Consider the following 20,790-nt stretch of genomic DNA (forward strand, 5'->3'; position numbering starts at 1 on the left):
TAGCTTTGTATGGTCAGATCAGACTTAGACGAACAACATTGGATAATGAAAATGACAACAGCTCATAAAGAGAACCTGCTGAAACGAATTTTGCACGGGATTTTGGCTTTTCTAAATCCAACAGGGGCGAAATATCTTCATTAGAGATTGATCTTTTTTACATGGCATACTGGTAGGACCAGAGGTGTGATTTTTGTCTATTTTCCAAAGGGTTGCCCCTTAAGTTGATGCCAATTGGTATTACAAATCAGCACCAGAGATGGCATGAAAAGAGCCTGTCAAAATAGAGAATCGGGGCAAGTTTGAAGGCGCGAAATGGCAATTTGTGATTTTGCAGGCAAAATATGCTTGTGCGCTATCAGCAGCGTGATCGCCTATAGCGCTGTTTTTCCTCACTTAAACGAGCTATCCCTTTGGTAATACCGAAAAAAATCGCAAATTTGTTGCAGTGCTGAGAGGCAATGACTACAAATTACGCCAGAAATTTAAATAGTCGCCATTTGGGAGTTTTGAAACAAAATGACTGACATTATCTATACAATCGTTGATGAAGCACCGGAACTAGCAAGCGGTTCCTTCCTGCCGATCATTCAGAAATTTGCTGGCGCTGCTGGTATTGAAGTTGGCACGAAAGACATTTCAGTTGCTGCACGTATCCTTGCTCTGTTCGATCTGCATTCCGACGATTTGGCTGAATTGGGCGACCTGGTGAAAACACCGGAAGCAAACGTAATTAAGCTTCCTAACGTTTCTGCCTCTGTTCCTCAGTTGGTTGCTGCGATCAAAGAATTGCAAGACCACGGTTTTGACATTCCTGATTATGTTGAAAACCCACAGACTGATGCTGAAAAAGAAGCACGTGCAAAATACGACACGGTTAAAGGTTCTGCGGTAAACCCAGTTCTGCGTGAAGGTAACTCTGATCGTCGTGCGCCATTTGCAGTGAAGCAGTTTGCGAAAAACAACCCACACCGTATGGGTAAATGGACAAAAGACAGCAAGACACACGTTGCCACTATGGGCCACGATGATTTTGCCTCTAACGAAAAGTCTGTAACACTTGATGCTGCAACTGAAGCGAAAATCGAATTTGTTGGTAAAGACGGTTCTGCTTCTACATTGAAAGCAAGCCTGCCATTGCAAGCTGGTGAAGTTCTTGATGCGACATTCATGTCCGTTAAAGCATTGCGCACATTCTTGGCTGAGCAAATCGCTGAGACAAAAGAGCAAGGCATTCTATTCTCGCTTCATATGAAAGCGACAATGATGAAAGTTTCTGATCCGGTGATCTTCGGTCACTGTGTAGAAGTTTTCTTCGCCCCTGTTTTTGAAAAGCACGCCGCCACATTTGCTGAGCTAAATGTTGATGTAAACAACGGTTTTGGTGATGTGATCTCTAAAATCGAAAGCCTTGATGCAGCGAAAAAAGCTGAGATCGAAGCTGACATTAAAGCGTGTCTTGCGGACCAACCTGACATGTACATGGTTGATTCTGATAAAGGCATCACTAACCTGCACGTACCATCTGACGTGATCATCGATGCTTCTATGCCTGCTGTTATTAAAGCTGGTGGTATCGGTTGGGGTCCTGATGGCAACTCTGCTGACACAAAATGTGTGATCCCAGATAGTTCTTACGCTGGTGTTTACGATGCGGTTATCGAATTCTGTAAAGAAAACGGCGAATTTAACCCAGCAACAATGGGTTCTGTTCCAAACGTTGGTTTGATGGCGCAAAAAGCTGAAGAATACGGCTCACACCCACAAACATTCATGGCACCTGCTGAAGGTACAATCCGTATCGTTGCGGCTGACGGTAGTGTTCTTATTGAGCATAACGTTGAAGAAGGTGACATCTGGCGTGCATGTATGGCTAAAGACGCCCCAATCCAAGACTGGGTGAAATTGGCTGTATCACGTGCACGTGCAACAGGTTCTACTGCAATCTTCTGGCTTGACGAAAACCGCGCACATGATGCGCAGTTGATCAAGAAAGTAAATGCTTACCTGCCAAACCACGATACATCTGGTCTGGATATCAAGATCATGGCACCAGCTGATGCGTGTAAGCTTTCTTGTGAGATGATCCACAAAGGCGAAGATGCAATTTCTGTTACAGGTAACGTTCTGCGTGACTATAACACTGACCTCTTCCCAATCCTTGAAGTAGGTACATCTGCAAAAATGTTGTCTGTTGTTCCATTGATGAACGGTGGCGGCTTGTTTGAAACAGGCGCGGGTGGTTCTGCACCTAAGCACGTTCAACAGATGGTTGCTGAAGGTCACTTGCGTTGGGATAGCCTTGGTGAGTTCTGTGCATTGGGCGCTTCTTTTGAGCACCTGGCAAATGTGAAGAACAACCCATCAGCGTCTCTTCTTGGTAAAACATTGGATGAAGCAACAGCTAAGTTGCTTGATAAGAATGAATCACCAAGCCGTAAGGTAAATGAGCACGACAACCGTGGTTCTCACTTCTGTATCGCTCTTTACTGGGCGGAAGCTTTGGCTGCACAGGACGAAGATGCGAAACTGAAAGAATTCTTCGCACCGATCGCTAAAGCATTGGCTGACAACGAAGACAAGATCCGCGCTGAGCTGATCGAATGTCAAGGTGATGCGGTTGATCTGGGTGGTTACTACCACCAAGACCAAGACAAACGTATTGCTGCAATGCGCCCATCAGCGACATTGAACGCAATCATCGGCTAAGCAATTAGTTACATAGCCCTTTTATAAGGGATGTGGAAAAAGGCTCTGAAGTTGTTCAGGGCCTTTTTTTTCTTTTAAGGGTTGTATGGCTGTGTCATCCTCCTATGTTGTATAAGTGTAGAATATACAATTAAAGGAGATATAGCGTGAAAGTGAGAGATCGCACGGATTACATCATCATCCATTGTAGCGCGACCAAGGCGGATATGGATATTGATGCACAAACCATTCGCAACTGGCATGTGAATGAAAACGGCTGGGCTGATATTGGCTATAACTGGGTTATCAAACGCGATGGCACGATAGAGCAGGGGCGCGGTGATAATATGATCGGCGCCCATGCCCGGGGCTATAACGATAAGTCCATCGGCATTTGCCTTGTGGGTGGGATAGGGGCCAATGGCAAGGCAGAGAGTAATTTCACCTTTGCCCAGTATGAGGCTTTATCCGCTCTTTTAGCGGAAATGAAACAAGCCTATCCGCAAGCAAAAATCATTGGTCATTGTGATGTGGCCAATAAGGCTTGTCCTTCGTTTGACGTTAAAGCATTGGTAGGTGCATGATGGTAGCCCCAATTTTCGCAGCAATACCTGCAATCTTCAGTGTCCTTAAAAGCGGTGCTGAACTGTTTAATATTGGCAAAAAAGTGGTGGAAGAAGTGAAGGGGGAACCTTCAAGCGCAACCACCCCACAAGAGCTGGCTGAAGAAGTGGACCAAATGAGCCCCGAGCAGTCAGAAAAGTTCATTGAGCGCATGAAAACGGAGATTGAGGCCTATGAAGCCATCACCACTCGCCTCACAGTTCAAGGCGGTAAGATGGATGCAGAAACCCTTAATGCGATCCCGGTTGAAGAACGCGGGCGCATTGCGGTTATGCGTATGACGACACGGCCTTGGGCGGTGCGTTGGATGGTGATTGCGGTTGTGTTTCCCCCGCTTGCCATTGTCTGTATAAACTCAGGTATTTCGGTTTATAACGTGTTGAATGCGGCATGGGCACAAACGCCGAATGCCATTGAGCTGATTAAGATGGGTGATATTATTAACGCGCTTTATATGGAAATGGTGCAATGGGCCGCTTTGGTCATTATGGCCTATATGGGCGTGCGTGAAATTGGCAAGGCACGCGGGGTCAAAGATGGCGTCAGTGTCTCTGATGTGGCAGGTTCCGTGACCAGCTTTTGGGGTGGGCTGAGAGGCTTGTTTAAATAATGAGAAAAAAGGGCATGCCACGATCTGGTGAGCCATGCCCTGATTTCTTTATGAGTTGTTATCCACCAATTTGCGCCAGATAGGCCGCAACATCCAAGCGCGATTGCTCATCTTTTAACTTGAAGGTCATCTTGCTTTTAGCCGATGGGCTATCTGTTTCTTTTTTAAGAAAAGCGGTTGGGTTAGCGATATAAGCAGAAATGGAGTCGGCCGTCCAAGGTGCGCCATAGCTCTGCATGGATTTTGAATATTTAAATCCATCATAGGTACCCGGTACACGCCCGATGATGCCAAACAGGTTCGGCCCGACCTTATTTTTTGCCCCGGCTGTAACATTGTGACAGCTTTTACATTTTTTGAAGACTTTTGCCCCGCGCTTAGCATCACCAATTGAAAGGGTTGAAGCCAGATTAGTCAGGGCCTCTTGTGTTTCTTTTTGGGCGGTTTTGGCAAGTTCCCCTGCCTTATCAACAACACTTAGGGCATCGCGCTTCATATTTGCGAGGGCTTCCTTTGGTGTCATGTCTTGAGAAGGGCTTGCTTGGGTAGCAGGTTTTTCCACCTGTGTTTGAGGCTGGGGTTTTTCGGGTTGAGGCTCATCATCATTACAGGCGCCCAAAGTTAGAGCGAGAGAGCTGATTAGAGTAAGGCTGAGGAAAGAGCGCCGCATGAATTGTCCTTTTTATTAATATTAGAATTGTTCAATCATGAGGCTATCGGTTTGATTAGGCAATAAAAAAGCCTGCATCGGGAGGGATGCAGGCTTTTTTGGATTGATCAGATGATCAGATCGCCAGATATTCTTGGCGAAGTTCATCATTATCAAGTACTTCCTGTGCCGTGCCGTCAAAGACGATCTGGCCGGAATCCATGATAATAGCACGGTCAGCAAGGTGGAGTGCGGCAATCGCATTTTGTTCCACGATGATCGTTGTGATACCGAGCTTCTTGATATCCTCAAGAGTTTTCTCGATTTCATGTACGATAACCGGTGCCAAACCTTCATAAGGCTCATCAAGTAGAAGCAGTTTGATGTCTTTAGCCAAGGCGCGTGCCACAGCCAACATTTGTTGCTCACCACCAGACATGGTCACACCGATCTGGTTTTTACGCTCACCCAAACGTGGGAAGAGTTCGTATAAACGCTCGATAGACCAGCCTTTTTTACCTTCGATCTGTGCCAGCTCAAGGTTTTCCTGAACTGTCAGACCCGGGATGATGCGACGATCTTCAGGGACAAGTGCAAGACCCAGACGTGAAGCCTCAAAAGACTTCATGTCATGCAAAGGTTCATGGTCGAGCCAAATCTCACCTTTGTGAATTTGTGGGTCATCTGTACGTGCAATGGCACGCAAGGTAGATGTTTTACCCGCACCGTTACGTCCCAAGAGAGCTACGATTTCACCTTCGTGAATATCGAAGCTAACCCCTTGCACGATATAGCTCTCGCCATAGTATGCGTGAATATCCCAAACCGAGAAGAAAGCAGGGTCTGAACCTTGCGACTTAACAGGCTTAAGTGTTTTTTGGAACTTAGGATCACTCATAGATGTGCGCCCCCTAGGTAAGCTTCTTGTACGCGGGCATCACCCTTCATTTCGTTAGGTGTACCTTCAGCGATAATATGACCGCGTGCCAGTACACTCACACGTGTCGCCAATGAGAATACAACATGCATGTCGTGCTCAATGATGACTTTGGTGATGTTACGTGTTTCGCCAATCTTCTTGAGAAGATCAATTGTATTGTTGGTATCGGCACGTGCCATACCGGCTGTTGGCTCATCCAAAAGCAGAAGCTTTGGTTCCTGTGCCAAACACATAGCCAGCTCAAGACGACGCTTATCACCACGAGACAGGGAACCTGAATGGACATCGCGCTTATCAATAAGCCCCATGTCCGTCAGAATTTCTTCTGCATGGTCGATAACTTCACCACGAGACAGCACGCCGCCCCATGAGTTGAGCTTGTAAGACCCATCAAGGTGCGCCATTACCGGGATCATGGCGTTTTCAAAGATCGTTAGTTCTTCAAAAACTTCCGGTGTCTGGAATACACGTGAAATACCTTTTTGGTTAATTTCATGAGGTGCAACACCAGACAGGTTTTCAGGCTTGCCCTGACCAAAGTAGGTTACCGTTCCCGTATCCGGGATCAAGCGACCGACAAGGCAGTTCAGGAATGTTGATTTACCTGCACCGTTTGGACCGATAATCGCGTGAACGGAACCTTCTTCAATGGAGATGTTGACATCATCCAAGGCCTTCAGGCCGGAGAAGTTTTTGTTGACGCCTTCAACTGTAAGAATTGATGACATTATTTAGCTCCTCCCGTAGCGGTTTCTTCTTTCTTAGAGAATTTCTCTTTAAGAAGACGGAAGCCTTCCATTGCACCACCTGGCAAGAAGATCACGACAAGCATGAACAATGCGCCAAGCGTTAAGTGCCAACCTTTACCAACGAAGAGACCCGCAAACGGAACCCAGATGCCTTGGATAAAGTCTGGCAAGAAGCCAAAGACTTGGTTCAAGACGGCATCGTTAAAGGCAGAGAAGATGTTCTCGAAGTATTTAATGGTTACAGCACCGATGAATGGACCAAGTAGCGTACCAACACCACCAAGAATAGTCATCAGTACAACCTCACCAGAGGCCGTCCATTGCATACGCTCAGCACCGGCTAATGGATCGATGATGACCATCAAAGCACCAGCAAGACCTGCATACATACCAGAGATAACAAAGGCAGAAAGAAGGTAAGGCTTAGTATTCAAGCCTGTGTATTTCATACGGTTCTGGTTGGACTTAACCGCCAGAAGCATCAAGCCGAAGCTTGAACGGTACAAACGTACAGAGATATAGAAACCAACGATCAGAATAATAGCACAGAAGTAGAAGCCATTATAACCGCCAAGACCCATACCAAACAGATCAGGAAGTGGCAACGCCCCGCCTGCTTCTGATGCACTACCAAAGATACGTGGATCATCAGCAGCCAGTGTCAAACCAGTCTCACCCATTGTGACAGGTGTCAAAACGGAATAAGCCAGATTGTAACACATTTGCGCGAACGCAAGTGTCAGAATGGAGAAGTAAATCCCTGAGCGACGAAGGGCAACAAAGCCAATTGCCGCGGCAAACAGACCTGCAGTTAAAGTTGAGAAAATGATCGCTGGAATAGCGTTCATAGACAGCAGCTTGAAAGACCACATGGCTGTGTAAGACCCGATACCCAAGAAGGCAGCGTGACCAAACGACAGATAGCCGGTAAAGCCGAATAGGATGTTAAAACCAATGGCAAACAGGCCAAAGATTGCGAATTTTTGCAGCAAGTCAGGATAACCTGCACCAATGAGACCGCCCCAAAGTGGCATTGTTAAAATAACAAGCGCAAAAATGATGATGAGAATATTATCTTTCATTGTCATGTCATTAGTCCTCCATCACACCTTCGCGGCCCATGAGACCACGTGGACGCACCAAAAGGATGACCACGGCAACAAGGTAAATAATAATTTGGTCAATACCTGGCAGGATGGCTTTTACTTCGGTCATGGATGCAAAAGACTGCAAAATACCGAGGAGGAAACCAGCCGCAACAGCACCCGGCAAAGAGCCCATGCCGCCAACTACAACCACAACGAAGGAAAGAACAAGGAATTCCATACCAATGTGATAATCCGGAGGCAAGACAGGTGTGTACATCACACCAGCAAGACCGGTTACAACGGCAGCCAAACCAAAGACGGTGGTAAACTTCTTATCGATATCAATACCGATCAGACCAACCGTTTCGCGATCTGCCATACCTGCACGAACGACCATACCAAAGGTGGTCAGCTGCAAGAAGGCAAACACCGCGCCAATGACAGCAAAGGCGAACATGAAGTAAATCAGACGCCACCATGGATACACAATTGCATCAGACATGCCAAACCAAGAACCAATATGGGCAGAACCTGAAACGATATCAGGGGCCGGTGTTGGGATTGGGTTTGCACCAAAGTAAGCTTTTACCAATTCTTGTAAAACGATCGCGAGACCAAATGTCACAAGAATCTGTTCGGCGTGAGTACGCTTATAGAAACGTTGAATAAGGCCACGTTCCATCACATAGCCAAATAAAAGCATGATCGGGATGGCCATGATAATGGCAAGGGGAACGGTATAATCGATCAGGGCTCTACCTGTATCACCGAACCAAACTTCCAAATAAGGGACTTCTTTATAGGCCTCAAAGAAGGTGACGCTTTCGTCGCGGACTTTCTGTTATATGGTCAGTAGTTTCTGCAGGGAAACCGCGCAGAAAGAACCGATCATGAAGGTCGCGCCGTGGGCGAAGTTAACAACGCCGAGCGTACCGAAGATCAGGGTCAGGCCAAGTGCGATCAACGCATAGGCACCACCTTTATCCAGACCGTTGAGAAGTTGTAAGAAAACAGCTTCCATAGCTCTCAATTCCAAAAAAATTGGGACAAAAAATGAGTTAAAAAATGGTCGCTCTCTGTAGAAAGAGAGCGACCATTGATAGGCAGTCGCTTAATTACGCGTGCTTATACTTTGTATGGGCCGAGTTCGCCGCCAAAGATTTTTGCATCGTAAGTAAGTACTTCTCTTGGAACTTCTTTAACAATTTCAAGAAGGTCAAACTGAGAAGATGGGTTTTGGTTACCCTGTACAACCAGCGCGCTCTTGAAGCACTGGTGATCTTCGCCACGATAAAGTGTTGGGCCGTTACCCATGCCATCAAACTCAAAGTCTTCAAGAGATTTGATAACTTCTGGTGGGTAGAATGTGCCAGCCATTTCACAAGCGTTAGCATAAAGCAAAGTCTGACAGTAACAAGTGTGAGCCGCCTGTGATGGTGGGAAGCCGTACTCTTGACCGAAGGACTTAACGAATGCTTGCGAACCAGCATCCTGCAAAGACCAGTTCCAACCCGTAGAACCGATGATGCCTTTAATGTTGTCGCCAGCACCTTGTGCCATCAAACGAGAGAACAACGGAACGATGATTTCGAACTGTTTGCCGTTCACTTGCTTGTCACGAAGACCGAACTGGATGGCCTGTGTCAAAGAGTTGATCATATCTTTACCATAGTGGTTCAGGATCAACACGTCAGCGCCAGAGTTCAGAACTGGAGTGATGTACTGAGAGAAGTCACCGGCACCTACAGGTGTTTTAACAGTGTTTACTGTTGTCCAGCCAAGACCTTCAGTTGTGTTTTTGATAGATTCCTCTTGAGTCCAGCCCCAAGTGTAATCTGCAGTCAGGTGATAAGCGCGACGCTCAGTACCCATTTTTTCTTTAAGTACTGGGCCTAGTGCAACACCAGACATGTAAGCATTGAAGAAGTGACGGAAACCGTAACGCTTCTTATCTTTACCAGTTGTATCGTTAGAGTGTGTCAGACCAGCCATGAAGATCACGCCAGCTTCTTGACACAAGTTTTGTACAGCGATTGCTACACCAGAAGATGAACCACCAGTGATCATCAATGCGCCGTCTTTTTCGATCATACGCTTCGCAGAAGAACGCGCCGCATCTGATTTAGTTTGTGTATCACCTGTAGTGTACTCAACTTTTTTACCAAGAACGCCATTACCTTTCAAAGAAAGTGGCTTCATTGTGTTGAGCATACCGCCGTCGCCTTCACCATTAAGGTGTTTAACGGCAAGTTTGTAAGCGCGAAGTTCGTCAGCACCCTCATCGGCATAGGCACCAGTTTGTGGAACGTTAAAGCCCAACTTCACTGATTTGTTTGAGCCAGGGTTGTTTACGAAGTCAGCACCCCAAGCATTACGAGTGAAGAAAGAAGGAGCGGCTACACCTGCTGCTGCAACGGCTGTACCCTTCATAAACGAACGACGATTTACTTTCATATCTACCAAAGTCTTACTCCCTGTTTGGTTGACATTTAAAAAATGAGATTTTCGAGCTTGTTTTAATTTTAGTCGTTAATCCCAGAACAAAATGACCTTACGGCATATTTATTGTTGTCATCAAGTGTTACCTGTAATTTTCGCAAAGCTCAATAAGCCTTTGACGTAATGTTATTTTTTTGTCAATTTTCTTGGAATGTTACTTGTTAAGTTGTAAATTATTGACATTGCACTGCGAAAACAAAAGCTGACTATGGAGACAGAAAATGCCCCGTGCGCCCATTGGTTTGAAGATCAAAAAGCAACGAAAGTCTATTGGTGTAACCCAAGCGCAGTTAGCAGAACGGTTGGGGATTTCGCCCTCCTACTTAAATCTAATTGAAAATAATAAAAGGGCCATTGGCGGCAAGTTGTTGCAGCGCATCTCAAGTGAGCTCGGTATGGAGATCGGTGCGCTTGATGGGGAAAGTGATCGTCGCTTGATCATGGAACTTCATGAGCTGACAACTGACCCTTTGTTCCAAAATATGGATTTGACCCATGAAACGGCCCCGAATCTGGTTGGGCAGCATCCCAGATGGGCGCGTGCGCTAAAAACGCTCTATCGTACTTATCTGGATCAGGCTCAGACCATTAATGCTTTATCTGACCGTCTTAATTATGCGCCTTATATTGATGAAGCGGTTTTTCGTATGTTGACCAATGCCACGGCAATTCAGTCTTCGTCTGAGATTCTGGGGAGTTCCTCTGGCATGAGCGATACGGATAAAGAGCGTTTTCTTTCTATTTTATCAGAAGAAAGCCAGAAACTATCCAGTGTGGCAGAAGGCTTAAGTGGCTTTATGGATAATGCCAAGGTTCAGACCCGCTCGCTCACACCTGCTGAAGAAGTTGATGATTTCATTATGGAGCATGGTGGGTATTTTGATGAGTTGGAAAATGCCGCCCATGATTTGGTGAAAGAGGCCGATATTCATGCAGGTGATACGGAAAGCCGCTTGCAGGATTTCCTTGCCAAGAAATTTGATGTCCATGTTCAGTTTGCCCAAGAAGGGCGCTTGGGCCAAACCGGAAAGTTTCATCAATGTAGTTATAATCAGATTACACGGACCCTTGAGGTGCCCAACTATGCTTCTTCCCAGACACGGCGTTATGAAATGGCCTGCCTGCTTGTGGAGCTCTCTTTTTCCAGTGTGATCTCAGATGAGATTAAAAAGTCTAATATGTTGATTTCACCCGTGGCACAGGAATGGGCCGCAAGTGAGCTCATTGCTTATATGGCACGCGCGCTTTTGATGCCTTATGACGAATTTTTTGAAGATGCGGTGCGCCAACGTTATGATGTGGATGTGCTATCGCGCAAATATACGGTGAGCTTCCAACAAGCCGCCAGCCGTTTGGCGAGTTTGCGCAAAAATGGCTCTCAAGGCATTCCCTTTGCCTTGATGCATACCAATCCGGCAGGTCATATTTTAAAACGCTTAACCTTACCGCGCCTGCCCATTCCGCGCCATGGCAGTGCGTGCCCCATTTGGGATATTTATAGCTCATTTCAAACGCCCGGGCGTATTGTGCGCCAGTTGGCTGTTTTCCCAAATAAGGAGCGTTTCTTGTTTTTTGCCAAGGCTGAGACCATTGATCATACTGGTTTTTCACAGCCGCGCGTTTTAAAGGCGACCATGCTGGCGTGCGATGCCAGCCATGCAGAACAGACGGTTTATGCGGAGGGGCTGGATATGAATGCAGACAATCTTATTACGAAGGTGGGGCTAAATTGTCGCCTGTGTAGCTGGGGAGATTGCGCACACCGTGAAGAAGACCCAATTTTGTCACAATAGATATGTATGATTTGACTTACCTCACGTGAAAAATGTTTCAGAGTATGTTATAGAAGGGCCATGACCCTTTCGGTTTATTTAAGAGGATAAAATGAAAACGATTATTGCCGGTTCCCGTCAGATTGAAGATAAAGATGCATTGGCGCAAACCATCGCTGACTCCGGTTTTGAAATTTCGGAAGTTGTTTCCGGTACATGCCGCGGTGTGGATGTGATGGGTGAAGACTGGGGGCGCGACCATGACGTTCCTGTTAAGCCTTTTCCGGCTGATTGGCTCACACATGGGCGTTTGGCTGGTGAGTTGCGCAACCGCAATATGGCCAATTATGCAGACCAGTTGATTTTGCTCTGGGATGGTAAAAGCCCCGGCGCAAGCTGCATGTTACGTGAAGCCAATAAGGCAGGCATCAAAGTTCATACCCAGATTTATGGTGTGGACATGGGTGATTTGCAGGAGCTTGAGCGCAGCATCGTTGATTATATGAATGCTGGCAAAGGCCGCATCGTGTATGAGCACGGTCACTGGAGCTGGGAAGAAGCCGATGAGGATGCCCCAAACCTGTGTGATGAAGCCATTTCAGAGCTCATCCGTGAAGGCGTGATGGAAGAACAGCAGCTGACTGTTTTGAAATTCTGCGCTGAATAATTATCGGTCTGTTGGGGAAGGCTGCTTTTTTGTGGCCTTTTTTACCCCACATTCAATACATTGCCCCACCTTAAAGCGTTTGCACTTTAGCCGTGTTTGCTCTTTACAGGGTGGGGTTTTTGTGTGGCTCATTGCAAAAAAGGGCCTTAGCTCTTTTTAACAAATTTGGTCAGGATAACAATCTGCTGACCATTAATGCGGCCTTCAATATGCTCCGCATTATCAGCTACGAGCGAGATATTGCGCACAGCCGTGCCGCGTTTTGCGGTAAAGCCCCCACCTTTTACATTAAGGTCCTTGATTAAGGTGACCGTATCGCCTGCATCAAGTTGCGCCCCATTGCTATCAAGATGCTTGACGGTGTCTTCATCATCTTCACTTGCAAGGCCTGCTTTGGCTTTTGTGAGAATATCATCTTCTAGATAGAGCATATCCAAGGCATCTTGTGCCCAAGCTTCACCTTTGGCAGAAAGCTGGCTTAACAAGCGCCATGCCATGATTTGAACAGGGGCTTCTTGGGACCACATACTATCATTTAAGCAGCGCCAGTGATGCACATCCATTGTGTCTGGTGCTTCAATCTGGCTTTTGCACGTGGCACAAACAACAAGGCTGTCATCTTCATTAATGTCATAAGTTGAAAGGGCTTGTGTGTTTGTGCACAGGCTACATTGCTCAAGGCTCATGTCATCAATTCCTAAGTGTGAAATAATATCTATTCAAAAGTCACAGGTGTTTTAGAACATGAGCGATAGCCAATCAAGTTAATCCCCAAAGCTGATCCCTTGGGCAAGGGGCATGTCGGTGGAATAATTAATCGAATTGGTCGTGCGGCGCATGTAATTTTTCCACGCATCTGATCCGGTTTCGCGGTCACCACCGGTTTCTTTTTCCCCACCAAAGGCCCCGCCAATTTCTGCCCCGCTTGGACCAATATTGACATTTGCCATGCCGCAATCTGACCCGCTGGCAGAAATAAACCGTTCCACCTCGCGCATATTGTCAGAAATGATGCAGGAAGACAGGCCTTGAGGCACATCATTATGCATTTCAAGGGCTTGATCAAAATCCTCATAGGGTACGATATAAAGGATGGGGGTAAAACATTCAGCTTTCATGGCTTGGGTCTGTGAAGGCATTTCAAATACTGCTGGGCTGACGTAATACCCATCGGGATATTGCTCTTCTAAAACGCGCTCTCCCCCAATCAATAAGGTGCCGCCTTCATCAAGCGCATCTTGAATGCCATTTTTAAACATCATATAGGCTGGCGCATCAATAAGCGGGCCGACAAGGGATTGGTCTTCAAGGGGATTGCCGATATTAAGCGAGGCATAAGCGGTTTTTATTTTTTTAATCAAAGCATCTTTTTGTGTGTGATGGATAAACAAGCGGCGCAAACTGGTGCAGCGCTGGCCTGCTGTGCCGACCGCCCCAAAAACAATGGCGCGCAGGGCAAGTTCAAGATTGGCATGTTCTGTCACGATCATGGCGTTATTACCACCAAGCTCAAGAATGCGTTTGCCAAACCGCTCTGCCACAGCCACAGCGACACTGCGCCCCATTTCGGTTGAGCCTGTGGCACTGACCAAGGCAATGTCGCGGCTATAGACCAGCTCTTTACTTTGTTCCACCCCGCCAATGATCCCTTGAGCGAGGCCACCTGGGGCGTCTGATCCAAACTTATCAATGGCGCGCAGCAGGGCCTGTAGGGTTGCCATGCCGGATAAAGGGGATTTTTCAGAGGGTTTTAGAATAATAGAATCCCCACATATCAAGGCGTTGGCTGCGTTCCACGCAAAAACAGCGCAAGGAAAATTAAAGGCGGTGATGATGGCAACCGGGCCAAGGGGATGCCATTGTTCCATAATGCGATGGCTTGCACGTTCAGAAGTGATCGTTCGTCCAAAGAGTTGGCGCGATTGCCCAACACAGAGGTCGCACATATCAATGGCTTCTTGGACTTCGCCTAAGCCTTCTTGAAGGATTTTGCCCACTTCAAGGCTGATAAGCTGTGCGATATCCTCTTTAGATTTTCTCAACTCTTCCCCCCACAGGCGCACAAGTTCCCCCCGCCGTGGTGCAGGAACGTCCCGCCATTTTATAAAGGCAGCTTTTGCGCGTGCGATTGTGTCTTCAATCTCGCCATTACTGGCATTTTGCAAGGTGGCAATGGGGGCGCCATCAATGGGGGAATAGACACTCAGGTCCCCATTGGGCTGGGTTTCTACCCCTAATCTTTTAAGAAGGTCTAAGGGCTTATCCATTATCTTTCCTCCCGATAAAGTGCACCTGAGTTGGTGGCTAAAAACTTATCTAGTGATATTTCTTCTTGCTTGATGAAACCGTGGCTTGGCAGTTGTCCTTTTGCCACCATTTCAATGACGCCACAGACCGAGGCTGCTGTCGTCCAAGCGATGGCGCGCCTTGACTTGCCTGCAAGGAGTTTGGGGTAGTAGGACCTGACATATTCTTGGCGATGAAGTCTGCCTTCCATTTGGCCTTCAACAGAAGTGTGAATGATCACCACATCATCATCGACCTTGGGTTTGGCCTTGGTTAAAATAGCACCGGCCTGCTCGCGATGTTCGCGCATTAAAAGTTCATGGAAAAAGAAGTTCATCTGTTGGGCATGACCGGGATAGCGGATGCTTTTATAATCAAGGTTTTCCACATGGTTAAGGTAGGTCTCGCACATGGTGCCAAGCCCGCCTGACGTGGTGAAAGCCTCATATTTTTGGCCATTTACGTAAAGGGTTTCCAGCCATTCCATGGGCGAGACCCATTTATGTTGGCCTTCTTCAATGACTTCACAGTCATTAAGATATTCATTGACCACCCCTTCAGGTGACCAGTTAAAAGCATAGCCCAATAAGCCCGTGGGATGTTGCGGCAATGCGCCCACCCGCATGCGAATGGCGCGGATTGTTTCAAATTTACGCGCAAGGTGGGAGGCGGCAATGGCGATAAAACCGGGGGCAAGTCCACATTGCGGGGCCATGAGGGTTTTTGAGGTTTTGCTAAGCTCTTTTACCTTGGCGGTGACGCTGACATCTTCGGTCAGGTCAAAATAATGCAAGCCATCTTCATGGGCGACTTCAGCAATTAAAGGATTAAGTGCGTAAGGCAGGGCAGAGAGTACCGCATCAAAACGGCGAAGCGCTGTTTTGACTTGAGCCTTATCGCTAAGGTCAAGCTCAATGGTTTCATAAGGCTGTTTGGCGACAGGTAGGGTTTTATCAAACCCAACAGGACTAAAGCCCGCTTCTTTAAGCAGTACGCCTGCCAAAGCCCCGACATTGCCAAGCCCCAATAGGGCAATCTTTTCCATAAACACCCCCCATAAGCCGTTCATTTCTTTATGGATATATGGGAAGCGGGCAGGGGGCTTTAAAGGGAAAATGAAGAAAATGTCGCCTTCACCATTGGGGCAAAGGCGACATCATCTATTTTACCCCATGACGTGGTAACCAGCGTCAATATAAGTTGTGTTGCCAGTGATGGAACGGGCTTCATTTGTGCAGAGGTATCCACACAACGCACCAATTTCATCAATGGTCACAAGGCGTTTTTCAGGTGATTTCTCACGCGCTTCTTCCATCAATTCGTCAAAACGGTCAATCCCGCTTGCCGCACGTGTAAGGAGCGGACCTGGTGATACGCTATGAACACTAATGCCTTTGGGGCCAAGCTCTGCTGCAAGGTAGCGTGCAGAGGATTCAAGGGCTGCTTTAACCGGACCCATAAGGTTGTAGCGATCAACAACTTTTTCAGAACCATAGAAGCTGATGGTGATCAACGTGCCATTGCCTGCTTTTTCCATTAAAGGTTCTGCATATTTTGCCACACGGATGAAGGAGTGACAGGAAATATCCATGGCTTGGGAGAAGCCTTCACGCGATGAGTCAACCACGCGACCGTGCAGATCATCACGTGGGGCAAAAGCGATGGAGTGAATGACAAAGTCAAGGCGACCCCATTTTTCTTCGATACTATCAAAGACAGCCTTAAGCTCGCCTTCTTCGCGTACATCGCAGGGCATGAACAATGGGGCGTGCAGTTTTTCAGCCAAAGGCTCAACAAAACGACGACCTTTTTCGTTAACGTAAGTCACAGCAACATCAGCGCCCATTTCGCGCAGGGCTTTCGCCGCACCATAAGCGATTGAATCTTCGTTTGCGATCCCGATTACGAGACCTTTTTTGCCTTCAAGTGAAAACATATGAGAGAGCCTTTATTTCTATTTGTTATCTATCACCTATAAGTTTAATACGAAAAATGCTGCGGTGCAAAATAAATGTGTAGTCTTTATGAGTTTACGCCCTAAGTTTTTCAAGATAGACTTTGTGAGATGTATTGATTGCGTATGTTTAACAATTCTTTGTTGCATAAAGGAAGCTAAATGCACCGTTTTTGCTTAGTAACTCTATTCTGTCTTTTAATATGTAATACTGCTGTGGCTGAACGTACATCAATTGTCCTTGGGACGGAGGATTGGCCACCTTTTAGTTACGAAGAGGGGGCAACTGCTCAGGTTACAGGCTTAAGCACTGAAATTATTAATGCGACGTTTAGTCGGATGGGTGTTTCTATTAAAGAAAATAAAGTCTATCCATGGATTAGGGCACAAAAAGCCGTATATGCAGGAAAAGTGGATGGCGTTTATACAGCATCCGTAAATGATGAAAGGCTAAAACATACGTTCTTTCCATCTGAGCCAATCATTACAAGCAAATGGGTTTTGTTTATTCATAAATCCAATAAAGGGACATTGAAATTCGATAAATTAAGCGATCTTAATGGAAAGAGAATAGGTTTAATTAAAGGATATAATTACCCTGCACAGTTTAAAGACCATGTGACAAAAAATTCAGTCATTGATGAGGTCTCTCTTGAAACTGTGAACATATCAAAACTGCTTTTTAAACGTTACGATTATATGCCAGCGGTCTTGGAGACAACTTTACATCTCGCAAAAAACAGACCGGAGTTTCAGAAAATAAATGCTGTGAATAAGCTGCATTATTTCGAGAAACCTTTAGCCACGACAGATTTCTATCTTATCTTCTCTAAGAAAACGGTAAAAAAAGAGTTTGTGGATAAGTTTTCCAGAGCATTGATTGCATTTAAGAAAACAAATGAATACCAGCAAATTTTGAAAAAATACCTAGGTTCAAACGACGTTGATTGAGCCGTCATGCGCGCAACTTGGAACTCACAGATAAACCAAAGCATATTTATTTTATGAGTTTACATTCTAGCCCGGTATTATCTAAAAAAAGCAAAAGGCTCAGCCCTTTTGGGGCTAAGCCTTTGAAATTACTTGGTGCGGGCGGGCGGACTTGAACCGCCAAGACCAAAAGGTCGGCAGATTTTAAGTTAAATATGAAGTTTAATTTTCTATATAAAAAACAATGACTTGCAATAATTTATTGTTTATGTGTAAAAAAATGTGTAAACTTTCATAAGAATTTTAACACAGTTATTGCATTAATGAAATGCTGGTGCTAAAAGGAGTTCGTTGCGGGCGTGGTGAAATCGGTAAACACAGCAGACTTTAGCTACGCTACAAGCGAGAATTGAGTGCCTCGTTGGAAATGACGGGAGTAGAACTGCTCAAATTCGGGGAAACCTTAACAGTACGGCTGATGGCAATCCCGAGCCAAGCTTCCGAGAAATCGGTCGAAGGTGTAGAGACTAGACGGGCAGCAACTAAGTCAATCAGGTTTGATTGATATGTTGAAGGGATAGTCCAGACCACAAACGTCTATTTGAGGCGGTGGCGAAAGCCATAGAGGGTAAGAAAATCTGCCGACCTTTTGGTCTTGGCGGTTCAAGTCCGCCCGCCCGCACCACTTCTATTAGCGTACAAAAAGGTACGCCATGACAAAGATTTTGCATCACAACGATGCTCTTCCAATGAAAATTCTGGACGGTGAAATTACCCTTGAACTAAGGGGTGGTTCTTCAATTATTCAAGCGCGCTGGAAAAGCGAACTTGAAGGCAGAAGATATGAGCGTGTATCAACTGAAACATCAGATATTGATAAGGCAAAAGAGAAAGCTAAAGAAGCTTATAAAGTATATATAGCTCACGTAATAACAGGAATGCCACTTGAGTCTGAACGGACTGTGAAGTTTGTAGCTGAACAATACATAGCTTCTCTTGGAAAAAAAGCTGATCTACCTAAGCAGCAAAGGCAATACATTTCAGCTATCGAAAATTACATCATACCGTTACTTGGAAGCGTGAAGATAACGGGAGTAAACAAAGCACAGCTAGAATTGTTTAATCAAAAGCGTGATGAAAAAATGGGAAAAATCCCAAAGAAGGGGACTGTTGCAAAACACAACACAGCAATTCGACGTATATTTGAATTTGGTGTGGATAAGAAATATTGCGCTAGAAATGATATGCCGTTTCTTACTGTTAAAGGGGTCGGTCAAAAATCTGTCCCACGACCAGCGTTTACCGATGATGAGATAAAAAAAATCTGGGATAAGTTCGATGAGTGGATAGCATTAACAACACGTAGTGATGTTCAATATCGTCGCAAGTTATTAAAGCTAATGTGTTTCTTTATGTATAAAATTGGGTGTAGGCCTGGCAATGAAATTGAAGAGCTAAAATGGTCGTGTTTGCAAACTGAGGAAAATGGCGAAATTACTTTGCATATCCACAAAAGTAAGTATGAAGAAAAAGAACGCACAATCATAATGCCATATAAGCTTCTTAAGACATTAGACGAAGTTGGACAGCTAACAGGTAAAACCAAGCCGGATGATTATATTTTTTGTTCACCTGCAGGTAAAAAGCTTGTGGAAATGAGCGTGACATTTAAGGATTTTCTTGTATGGGCTAAATTAAGACAGGCTAAAACAGGAAAGTATAAAGGCGAAAATCGTGCGCTATATAGCTTTCGGCATACGTTTGCAACACAGCAAGTGAGAGAGCTTACTATTGGTGAAATTACCGATATGGCAGAATACATGGGAACAAGTGCCGAAATGATCGTACGTTTCTATGTTGAAAGTAACTCAAACAAATTTGCACGTGATCATGTAGTTGGCTCATTTGTAGATGGCGTTGTTGAGTTCTACAAGGACGGTAAAACAGATAACGCAGGATTTGATGTTGCACGCTTGTATAGTCAAGGTCTTGCCAAATAACATGTATCTCATCGGCGTTTGTACGATAGCCATAATCCGCTTACATTCCAGCAAATGATACTCCTTTCATTCCTTTTCCTTTGAGCCGTTGAAGCTACACTAACGGTAGGAATTGAAATGGAGTTAGATATGACAAAACTTAAATCACTTAATTTTGTAGAACCACAAGCACCAGCTAAATCAAACCCGTTTGATAACGCGAAACGGAATTTAATCACGAACTTAAATCGTCAGCTTGCAGCAGCCAATGCGATGGTCAAAGGTGAGACATATACAGAAACAAGAAGCGAATATGTCGAAGGTTCCGATGGACAACGCACAAAACAAGAAATACAGAAACCCATCCGCAAATGGTATTGGCGTGATTACGATGACAAGGTGCGTTTTAGCTTACGTGTTCGCAATAAAGCTGTTGAGATCGAAAAAGGAAAAACAGACATACTCATTGGTGAAGACAAACAACTTCCCAATGCCATCAAATTGCTCATAGAAGCAGTTAGCGCTGGTGAACTAGACCAACAGATCAAAAAGCATATTTCCAATTAACCACATATATAATTTACAGCTTGGTATTAACTGAGCTGTTTCTATGAGTAACAGGAATTTTAGTTGTTCCGCCTACAGCGCAACAATGCGCTTTTGAAAAACAAACTCCATTTCATTCCGTTTGTAATTTCAAAACGCAAATTATTTGAAAAGATTAAGTGAGAAGAAAACATCTCATTTATATGAATTAATATTATCAAGATGTTAGATTTTATTACCCCCCCTGTAACAGCTAAAATACAATTACAGAGGAGGAATAAACACATTATCTGAGTGTTGAGTGTTTTCGAAACAGGGGTAATTAACAGCAAGCAGTCCGTGTGTTTCTTGCCATCCCCTAATCCCCAAGCTTACGCTTTCGGACGGTGTCATCAATGTGCAGATCGAATTACACAAAGATACTGAGCTACAGCAGTAATCAACCACCAGTTCTTCTTTTCAAACAAACCATGTTAGCGAAGATGCTGTCATCTTCCAAAGCTTGCGGGCATTTTTATTTTACTTGGCTTCGTGCAATTGCGGGTAAACAATCGGTCCCTTCCAAGGCGCTTGCGTTAAGCTTATATCCAGATATTTTATATACCCTCTCCGGTCTAAGTCCCGGGGACAGTGTGAGTGAGAACGCTATAATTTTATTTATGCTAACTGCTTTGCAGCTTCGTCATGTGGCATAATTTAACTATCATTATTATAACAAATCCAAGGACTTGATTACAAAATTCAAATAGAGCATTTCAGAAAATAGCGTTGCTTAAGCAACTTATTTTTCTTTAGTTGAAATTTCAACT

Annotated in this window: 17 protein-coding genes and 1 pseudogene; 8 read left to right on the forward strand and 10 right to left on the reverse strand. The window is 45.3% G+C overall.

Going from position 1 to position 20,790, the window contains the following annotated elements; genetic code table 11:
• Positions 1-519: 519 nt before the first annotated feature.
• From MTBPR1_RS13365 to MTBPR1_RS13375, 3 genes are all read left to right on the forward strand, one after another.
• Positions 520-2,709, forward strand: a complete 2,190-nt coding sequence (locus MTBPR1_RS13365; protein WP_069189528.1) for an NADP-dependent isocitrate dehydrogenase — start codon at positions 520-522, stop codon at positions 2,707-2,709.
• Between the two features lie 146 nt (positions 2,710-2,855).
• Positions 2,856-3,272 (forward strand): N-acetylmuramoyl-L-alanine amidase, encoded by a 417-nt coding sequence (locus MTBPR1_RS13370; protein ID WP_069189529.1) that lies wholly within the window; start codon positions 2,856-2,858, stop codon positions 3,270-3,272.
• Positions 3,269-3,922 (forward strand): hypothetical protein, encoded by a 654-nt coding sequence (locus tag MTBPR1_RS13375; protein WP_069189530.1) that lies wholly within the window; start codon positions 3,269-3,271, stop codon positions 3,920-3,922. Before MTBPR1_RS13370 ends, MTBPR1_RS13375 begins: the two co-directional genes overlap by 4 nt.
• Positions 3,923-3,980: 58 nt before the next feature.
• On the opposite strand, the gene MTBPR1_RS13380 is transcribed toward MTBPR1_RS13375, so the two are convergent.
• From MTBPR1_RS13380 to MTBPR1_RS13405, 6 genes and pseudogenes are all read right to left on the reverse strand, one after another.
• The gene (locus tag MTBPR1_RS13380; protein ID WP_205631249.1) at positions 3,981-4,592 is read right to left on the reverse strand and encodes a c-type cytochrome; all 612 of its coding nucleotides are present in this window, start codon (positions 4,590-4,592) and stop codon (positions 3,981-3,983) included.
• A 115-nt stretch (positions 4,593-4,707) separates the two neighbouring features.
• Positions 4,708-5,469 carry an ABC transporter ATP-binding protein gene (locus MTBPR1_RS13385; RefSeq protein WP_069189531.1) on the reverse strand — a complete coding sequence of 254 codons (762 nt, stop codon included), beginning with the start codon at positions 5,467-5,469 and terminating at the stop codon, positions 4,708-4,710.
• The gene (locus tag MTBPR1_RS13390; protein WP_069189532.1) at positions 5,466-6,239 is read right to left on the reverse strand and encodes an ABC transporter ATP-binding protein; all 774 of its coding nucleotides are present in this window, start codon (positions 6,237-6,239) and stop codon (positions 5,466-5,468) included. Before MTBPR1_RS13390 ends, MTBPR1_RS13385 begins: the two co-directional genes overlap by 4 nt.
• A complete protein-coding gene (locus MTBPR1_RS13395) occupies positions 6,239-7,348 on the reverse strand; it encodes a branched-chain amino acid ABC transporter permease (RefSeq protein WP_069189533.1) in 1,110 nt (369 codons plus the stop codon). The genes MTBPR1_RS13390 and MTBPR1_RS13395 overlap by 1 nt, the downstream gene beginning before the upstream one ends.
• A 4-nt stretch (positions 7,349-7,352) precedes the next feature.
• Positions 7,353-8,369, reverse strand: a pseudogene (locus MTBPR1_RS13400) (branched-chain amino acid ABC transporter permease).
• 104 nt (positions 8,370-8,473) lie between these two features.
• Positions 8,474-9,802: a substrate-binding protein gene (locus MTBPR1_RS13405; RefSeq protein ID WP_083223092.1), complete on the reverse strand. Its 1,329-nt coding sequence runs from the start codon at positions 9,800-9,802 to the stop codon at positions 8,474-8,476.
• 266 nt (positions 9,803-10,068) lie between these two features.
• On the opposite strand from MTBPR1_RS13405, the gene MTBPR1_RS13410 reads away from it, so the two are divergent.
• Both MTBPR1_RS13410 and MTBPR1_RS13415 read left to right on the forward strand, forming a co-directional pair.
• Positions 10,069-11,640: a helix-turn-helix domain-containing protein gene (locus MTBPR1_RS13410; protein WP_069189534.1), complete on the forward strand. Its 1,572-nt coding sequence runs from the start codon at positions 10,069-10,071 to the stop codon at positions 11,638-11,640.
• A 91-nt stretch (positions 11,641-11,731) separates the two neighbouring features.
• Positions 11,732-12,286 carry an SLOG family protein gene (locus MTBPR1_RS13415; RefSeq protein WP_069189535.1) on the forward strand — a complete coding sequence of 185 codons (555 nt, stop codon included), beginning with the start codon at positions 11,732-11,734 and terminating at the stop codon, positions 12,284-12,286.
• 146 nt (positions 12,287-12,432) lie between these two features.
• Here MTBPR1_RS13415 and MTBPR1_RS18335 read toward each other — a convergent pair whose 3' ends face one another.
• The 4 genes from MTBPR1_RS18335 to fabI form a co-directional block, all read right to left on the reverse strand.
• Positions 12,433-12,972, reverse strand: coding sequence for a PhnA domain-containing protein (locus tag MTBPR1_RS18335; RefSeq protein ID WP_069189536.1), 540 nt, complete (start codon positions 12,970-12,972; stop codon positions 12,433-12,435).
• 78 nt (positions 12,973-13,050) lie between these two features.
• Positions 13,051-14,553 (reverse strand): L-piperidine-6-carboxylate dehydrogenase, encoded by a 1,503-nt coding sequence (amaB, locus tag MTBPR1_RS13425; RefSeq protein ID WP_069189537.1) that lies wholly within the window; start codon positions 14,551-14,553, stop codon positions 13,051-13,053.
• Positions 14,553-15,617: a saccharopine dehydrogenase family protein gene (locus MTBPR1_RS13430; protein WP_069189731.1), complete on the reverse strand. Its 1,065-nt coding sequence runs from the start codon at positions 15,615-15,617 to the stop codon at positions 14,553-14,555. The genes amaB and MTBPR1_RS13430 overlap by 1 nt, the downstream gene beginning before the upstream one ends.
• 120 nt (positions 15,618-15,737) lie before the next feature.
• Positions 15,738-16,508: an enoyl-ACP reductase FabI gene (gene fabI, locus MTBPR1_RS13435; RefSeq protein WP_069189538.1), complete on the reverse strand. Its 771-nt coding sequence runs from the start codon at positions 16,506-16,508 to the stop codon at positions 15,738-15,740.
• Positions 16,509-16,742: 234 nt separating this feature from the next.
• On the opposite strand from fabI, the gene MTBPR1_RS13440 reads away from it, so the two are divergent.
• The 3 genes from MTBPR1_RS13440 (at position 16,743) to MTBPR1_RS13450 (ending at position 20,002) form a co-directional block, all read left to right on the forward strand.
• A complete protein-coding gene (locus MTBPR1_RS13440) occupies positions 16,743-17,477 on the forward strand; it encodes a substrate-binding periplasmic protein (RefSeq protein WP_165602675.1) in 735 nt (244 codons plus the stop codon).
• A 692-nt stretch (positions 17,478-18,169) separates the two neighbouring features.
• Entirely contained in the window at positions 18,170-19,456 is a 1,287-nt protein-coding gene (locus MTBPR1_RS13445) for a tyrosine-type recombinase/integrase (protein WP_069189540.1), read from the forward strand.
• 129 nt (positions 19,457-19,585) lie between these two features.
• A complete protein-coding gene (locus MTBPR1_RS13450; protein ID WP_126465244.1) occupies positions 19,586-20,002 on the forward strand; it encodes a hypothetical protein in 417 nt (138 codons plus the stop codon).
• Positions 20,003-20,790 lie beyond the last annotated feature (788 nt).

Source organism: Candidatus Terasakiella magnetica, from assembly GCF_900093605.1.
GTDB lineage: Bacteria > Pseudomonadota > Alphaproteobacteria > Rhodospirillales > Terasakiellaceae > Terasakiella > Terasakiella magnetica.

What these genes read in the sequence shown, in the direction of transcription:
- MTBPR1_RS13405 (WP_083223092.1), bottom strand. Translation starts at nt 9,802, where the DNA reads ATGAAAGTAAATCGTCGTTCGTTTATGAAGGGTACAGCCGTTGCAGCA.
- MTBPR1_RS13365 (WP_069189528.1), top strand. Translation starts at nt 520, where the DNA reads ATGACTGACATTATCTATACAATCGTTGATGAAGCACCGGAACTAGCA.
- MTBPR1_RS13385 (WP_069189531.1), bottom strand. Translation starts at nt 5,469, where the DNA reads ATGAGTGATCCTAAGTTCCAAAAAACACTTAAGCCTGTTAAGTCGCAA.
- MTBPR1_RS13415 (WP_069189535.1), top strand. Translation starts at nt 11,732, where the DNA reads ATGAAAACGATTATTGCCGGTTCCCGTCAGATTGAAGATAAAGATGCA.
- MTBPR1_RS13380 (WP_205631249.1), bottom strand. Translation starts at nt 4,592, where the DNA reads ATGCGGCGCTCTTTCCTCAGCCTTACTCTAATCAGCTCTCTCGCTCTA.
- MTBPR1_RS13445 (WP_069189540.1), top strand. Translation starts at nt 18,170, where the DNA reads ATGACAAAGATTTTGCATCACAACGATGCTCTTCCAATGAAAATTCTG.
- fabI (WP_069189538.1), bottom strand. Translation starts at nt 16,508, where the DNA reads ATGTTTTCACTTGAAGGCAAAAAAGGTCTCGTAATCGGGATCGCAAAC.
- MTBPR1_RS13430 (WP_069189731.1), bottom strand. Translation starts at nt 15,617, where the DNA reads ATGGAAAAGATTGCCCTATTGGGGCTTGGCAATGTCGGGGCTTTGGCA.
- MTBPR1_RS13390 (WP_069189532.1), bottom strand. Translation starts at nt 6,239, where the DNA reads ATGTCATCAATTCTTACAGTTGAAGGCGTCAACAAAAACTTCTCCGGC.
- MTBPR1_RS13395 (WP_069189533.1), bottom strand. Translation starts at nt 7,348, where the DNA reads ATGACAATGAAAGATAATATTCTCATCATCATTTTTGCGCTTGTTATT.
- MTBPR1_RS13375 (WP_069189530.1), top strand. Translation starts at nt 3,269, where the DNA reads ATGATGGTAGCCCCAATTTTCGCAGCAATACCTGCAATCTTCAGTGTC.
- MTBPR1_RS13410 (WP_069189534.1), top strand. Translation starts at nt 10,069, where the DNA reads ATGCCCCGTGCGCCCATTGGTTTGAAGATCAAAAAGCAACGAAAGTCT.
- amaB (WP_069189537.1), bottom strand. Translation starts at nt 14,553, where the DNA reads ATGGATAAGCCCTTAGACCTTCTTAAAAGATTAGGGGTAGAAACCCAG.
- MTBPR1_RS13450 (WP_126465244.1), top strand. Translation starts at nt 19,586, where the DNA reads ATGACAAAACTTAAATCACTTAATTTTGTAGAACCACAAGCACCAGCT.
- MTBPR1_RS18335 (WP_069189536.1), bottom strand. Translation starts at nt 12,972, where the DNA reads ATGAGCCTTGAGCAATGTAGCCTGTGCACAAACACACAAGCCCTTTCA.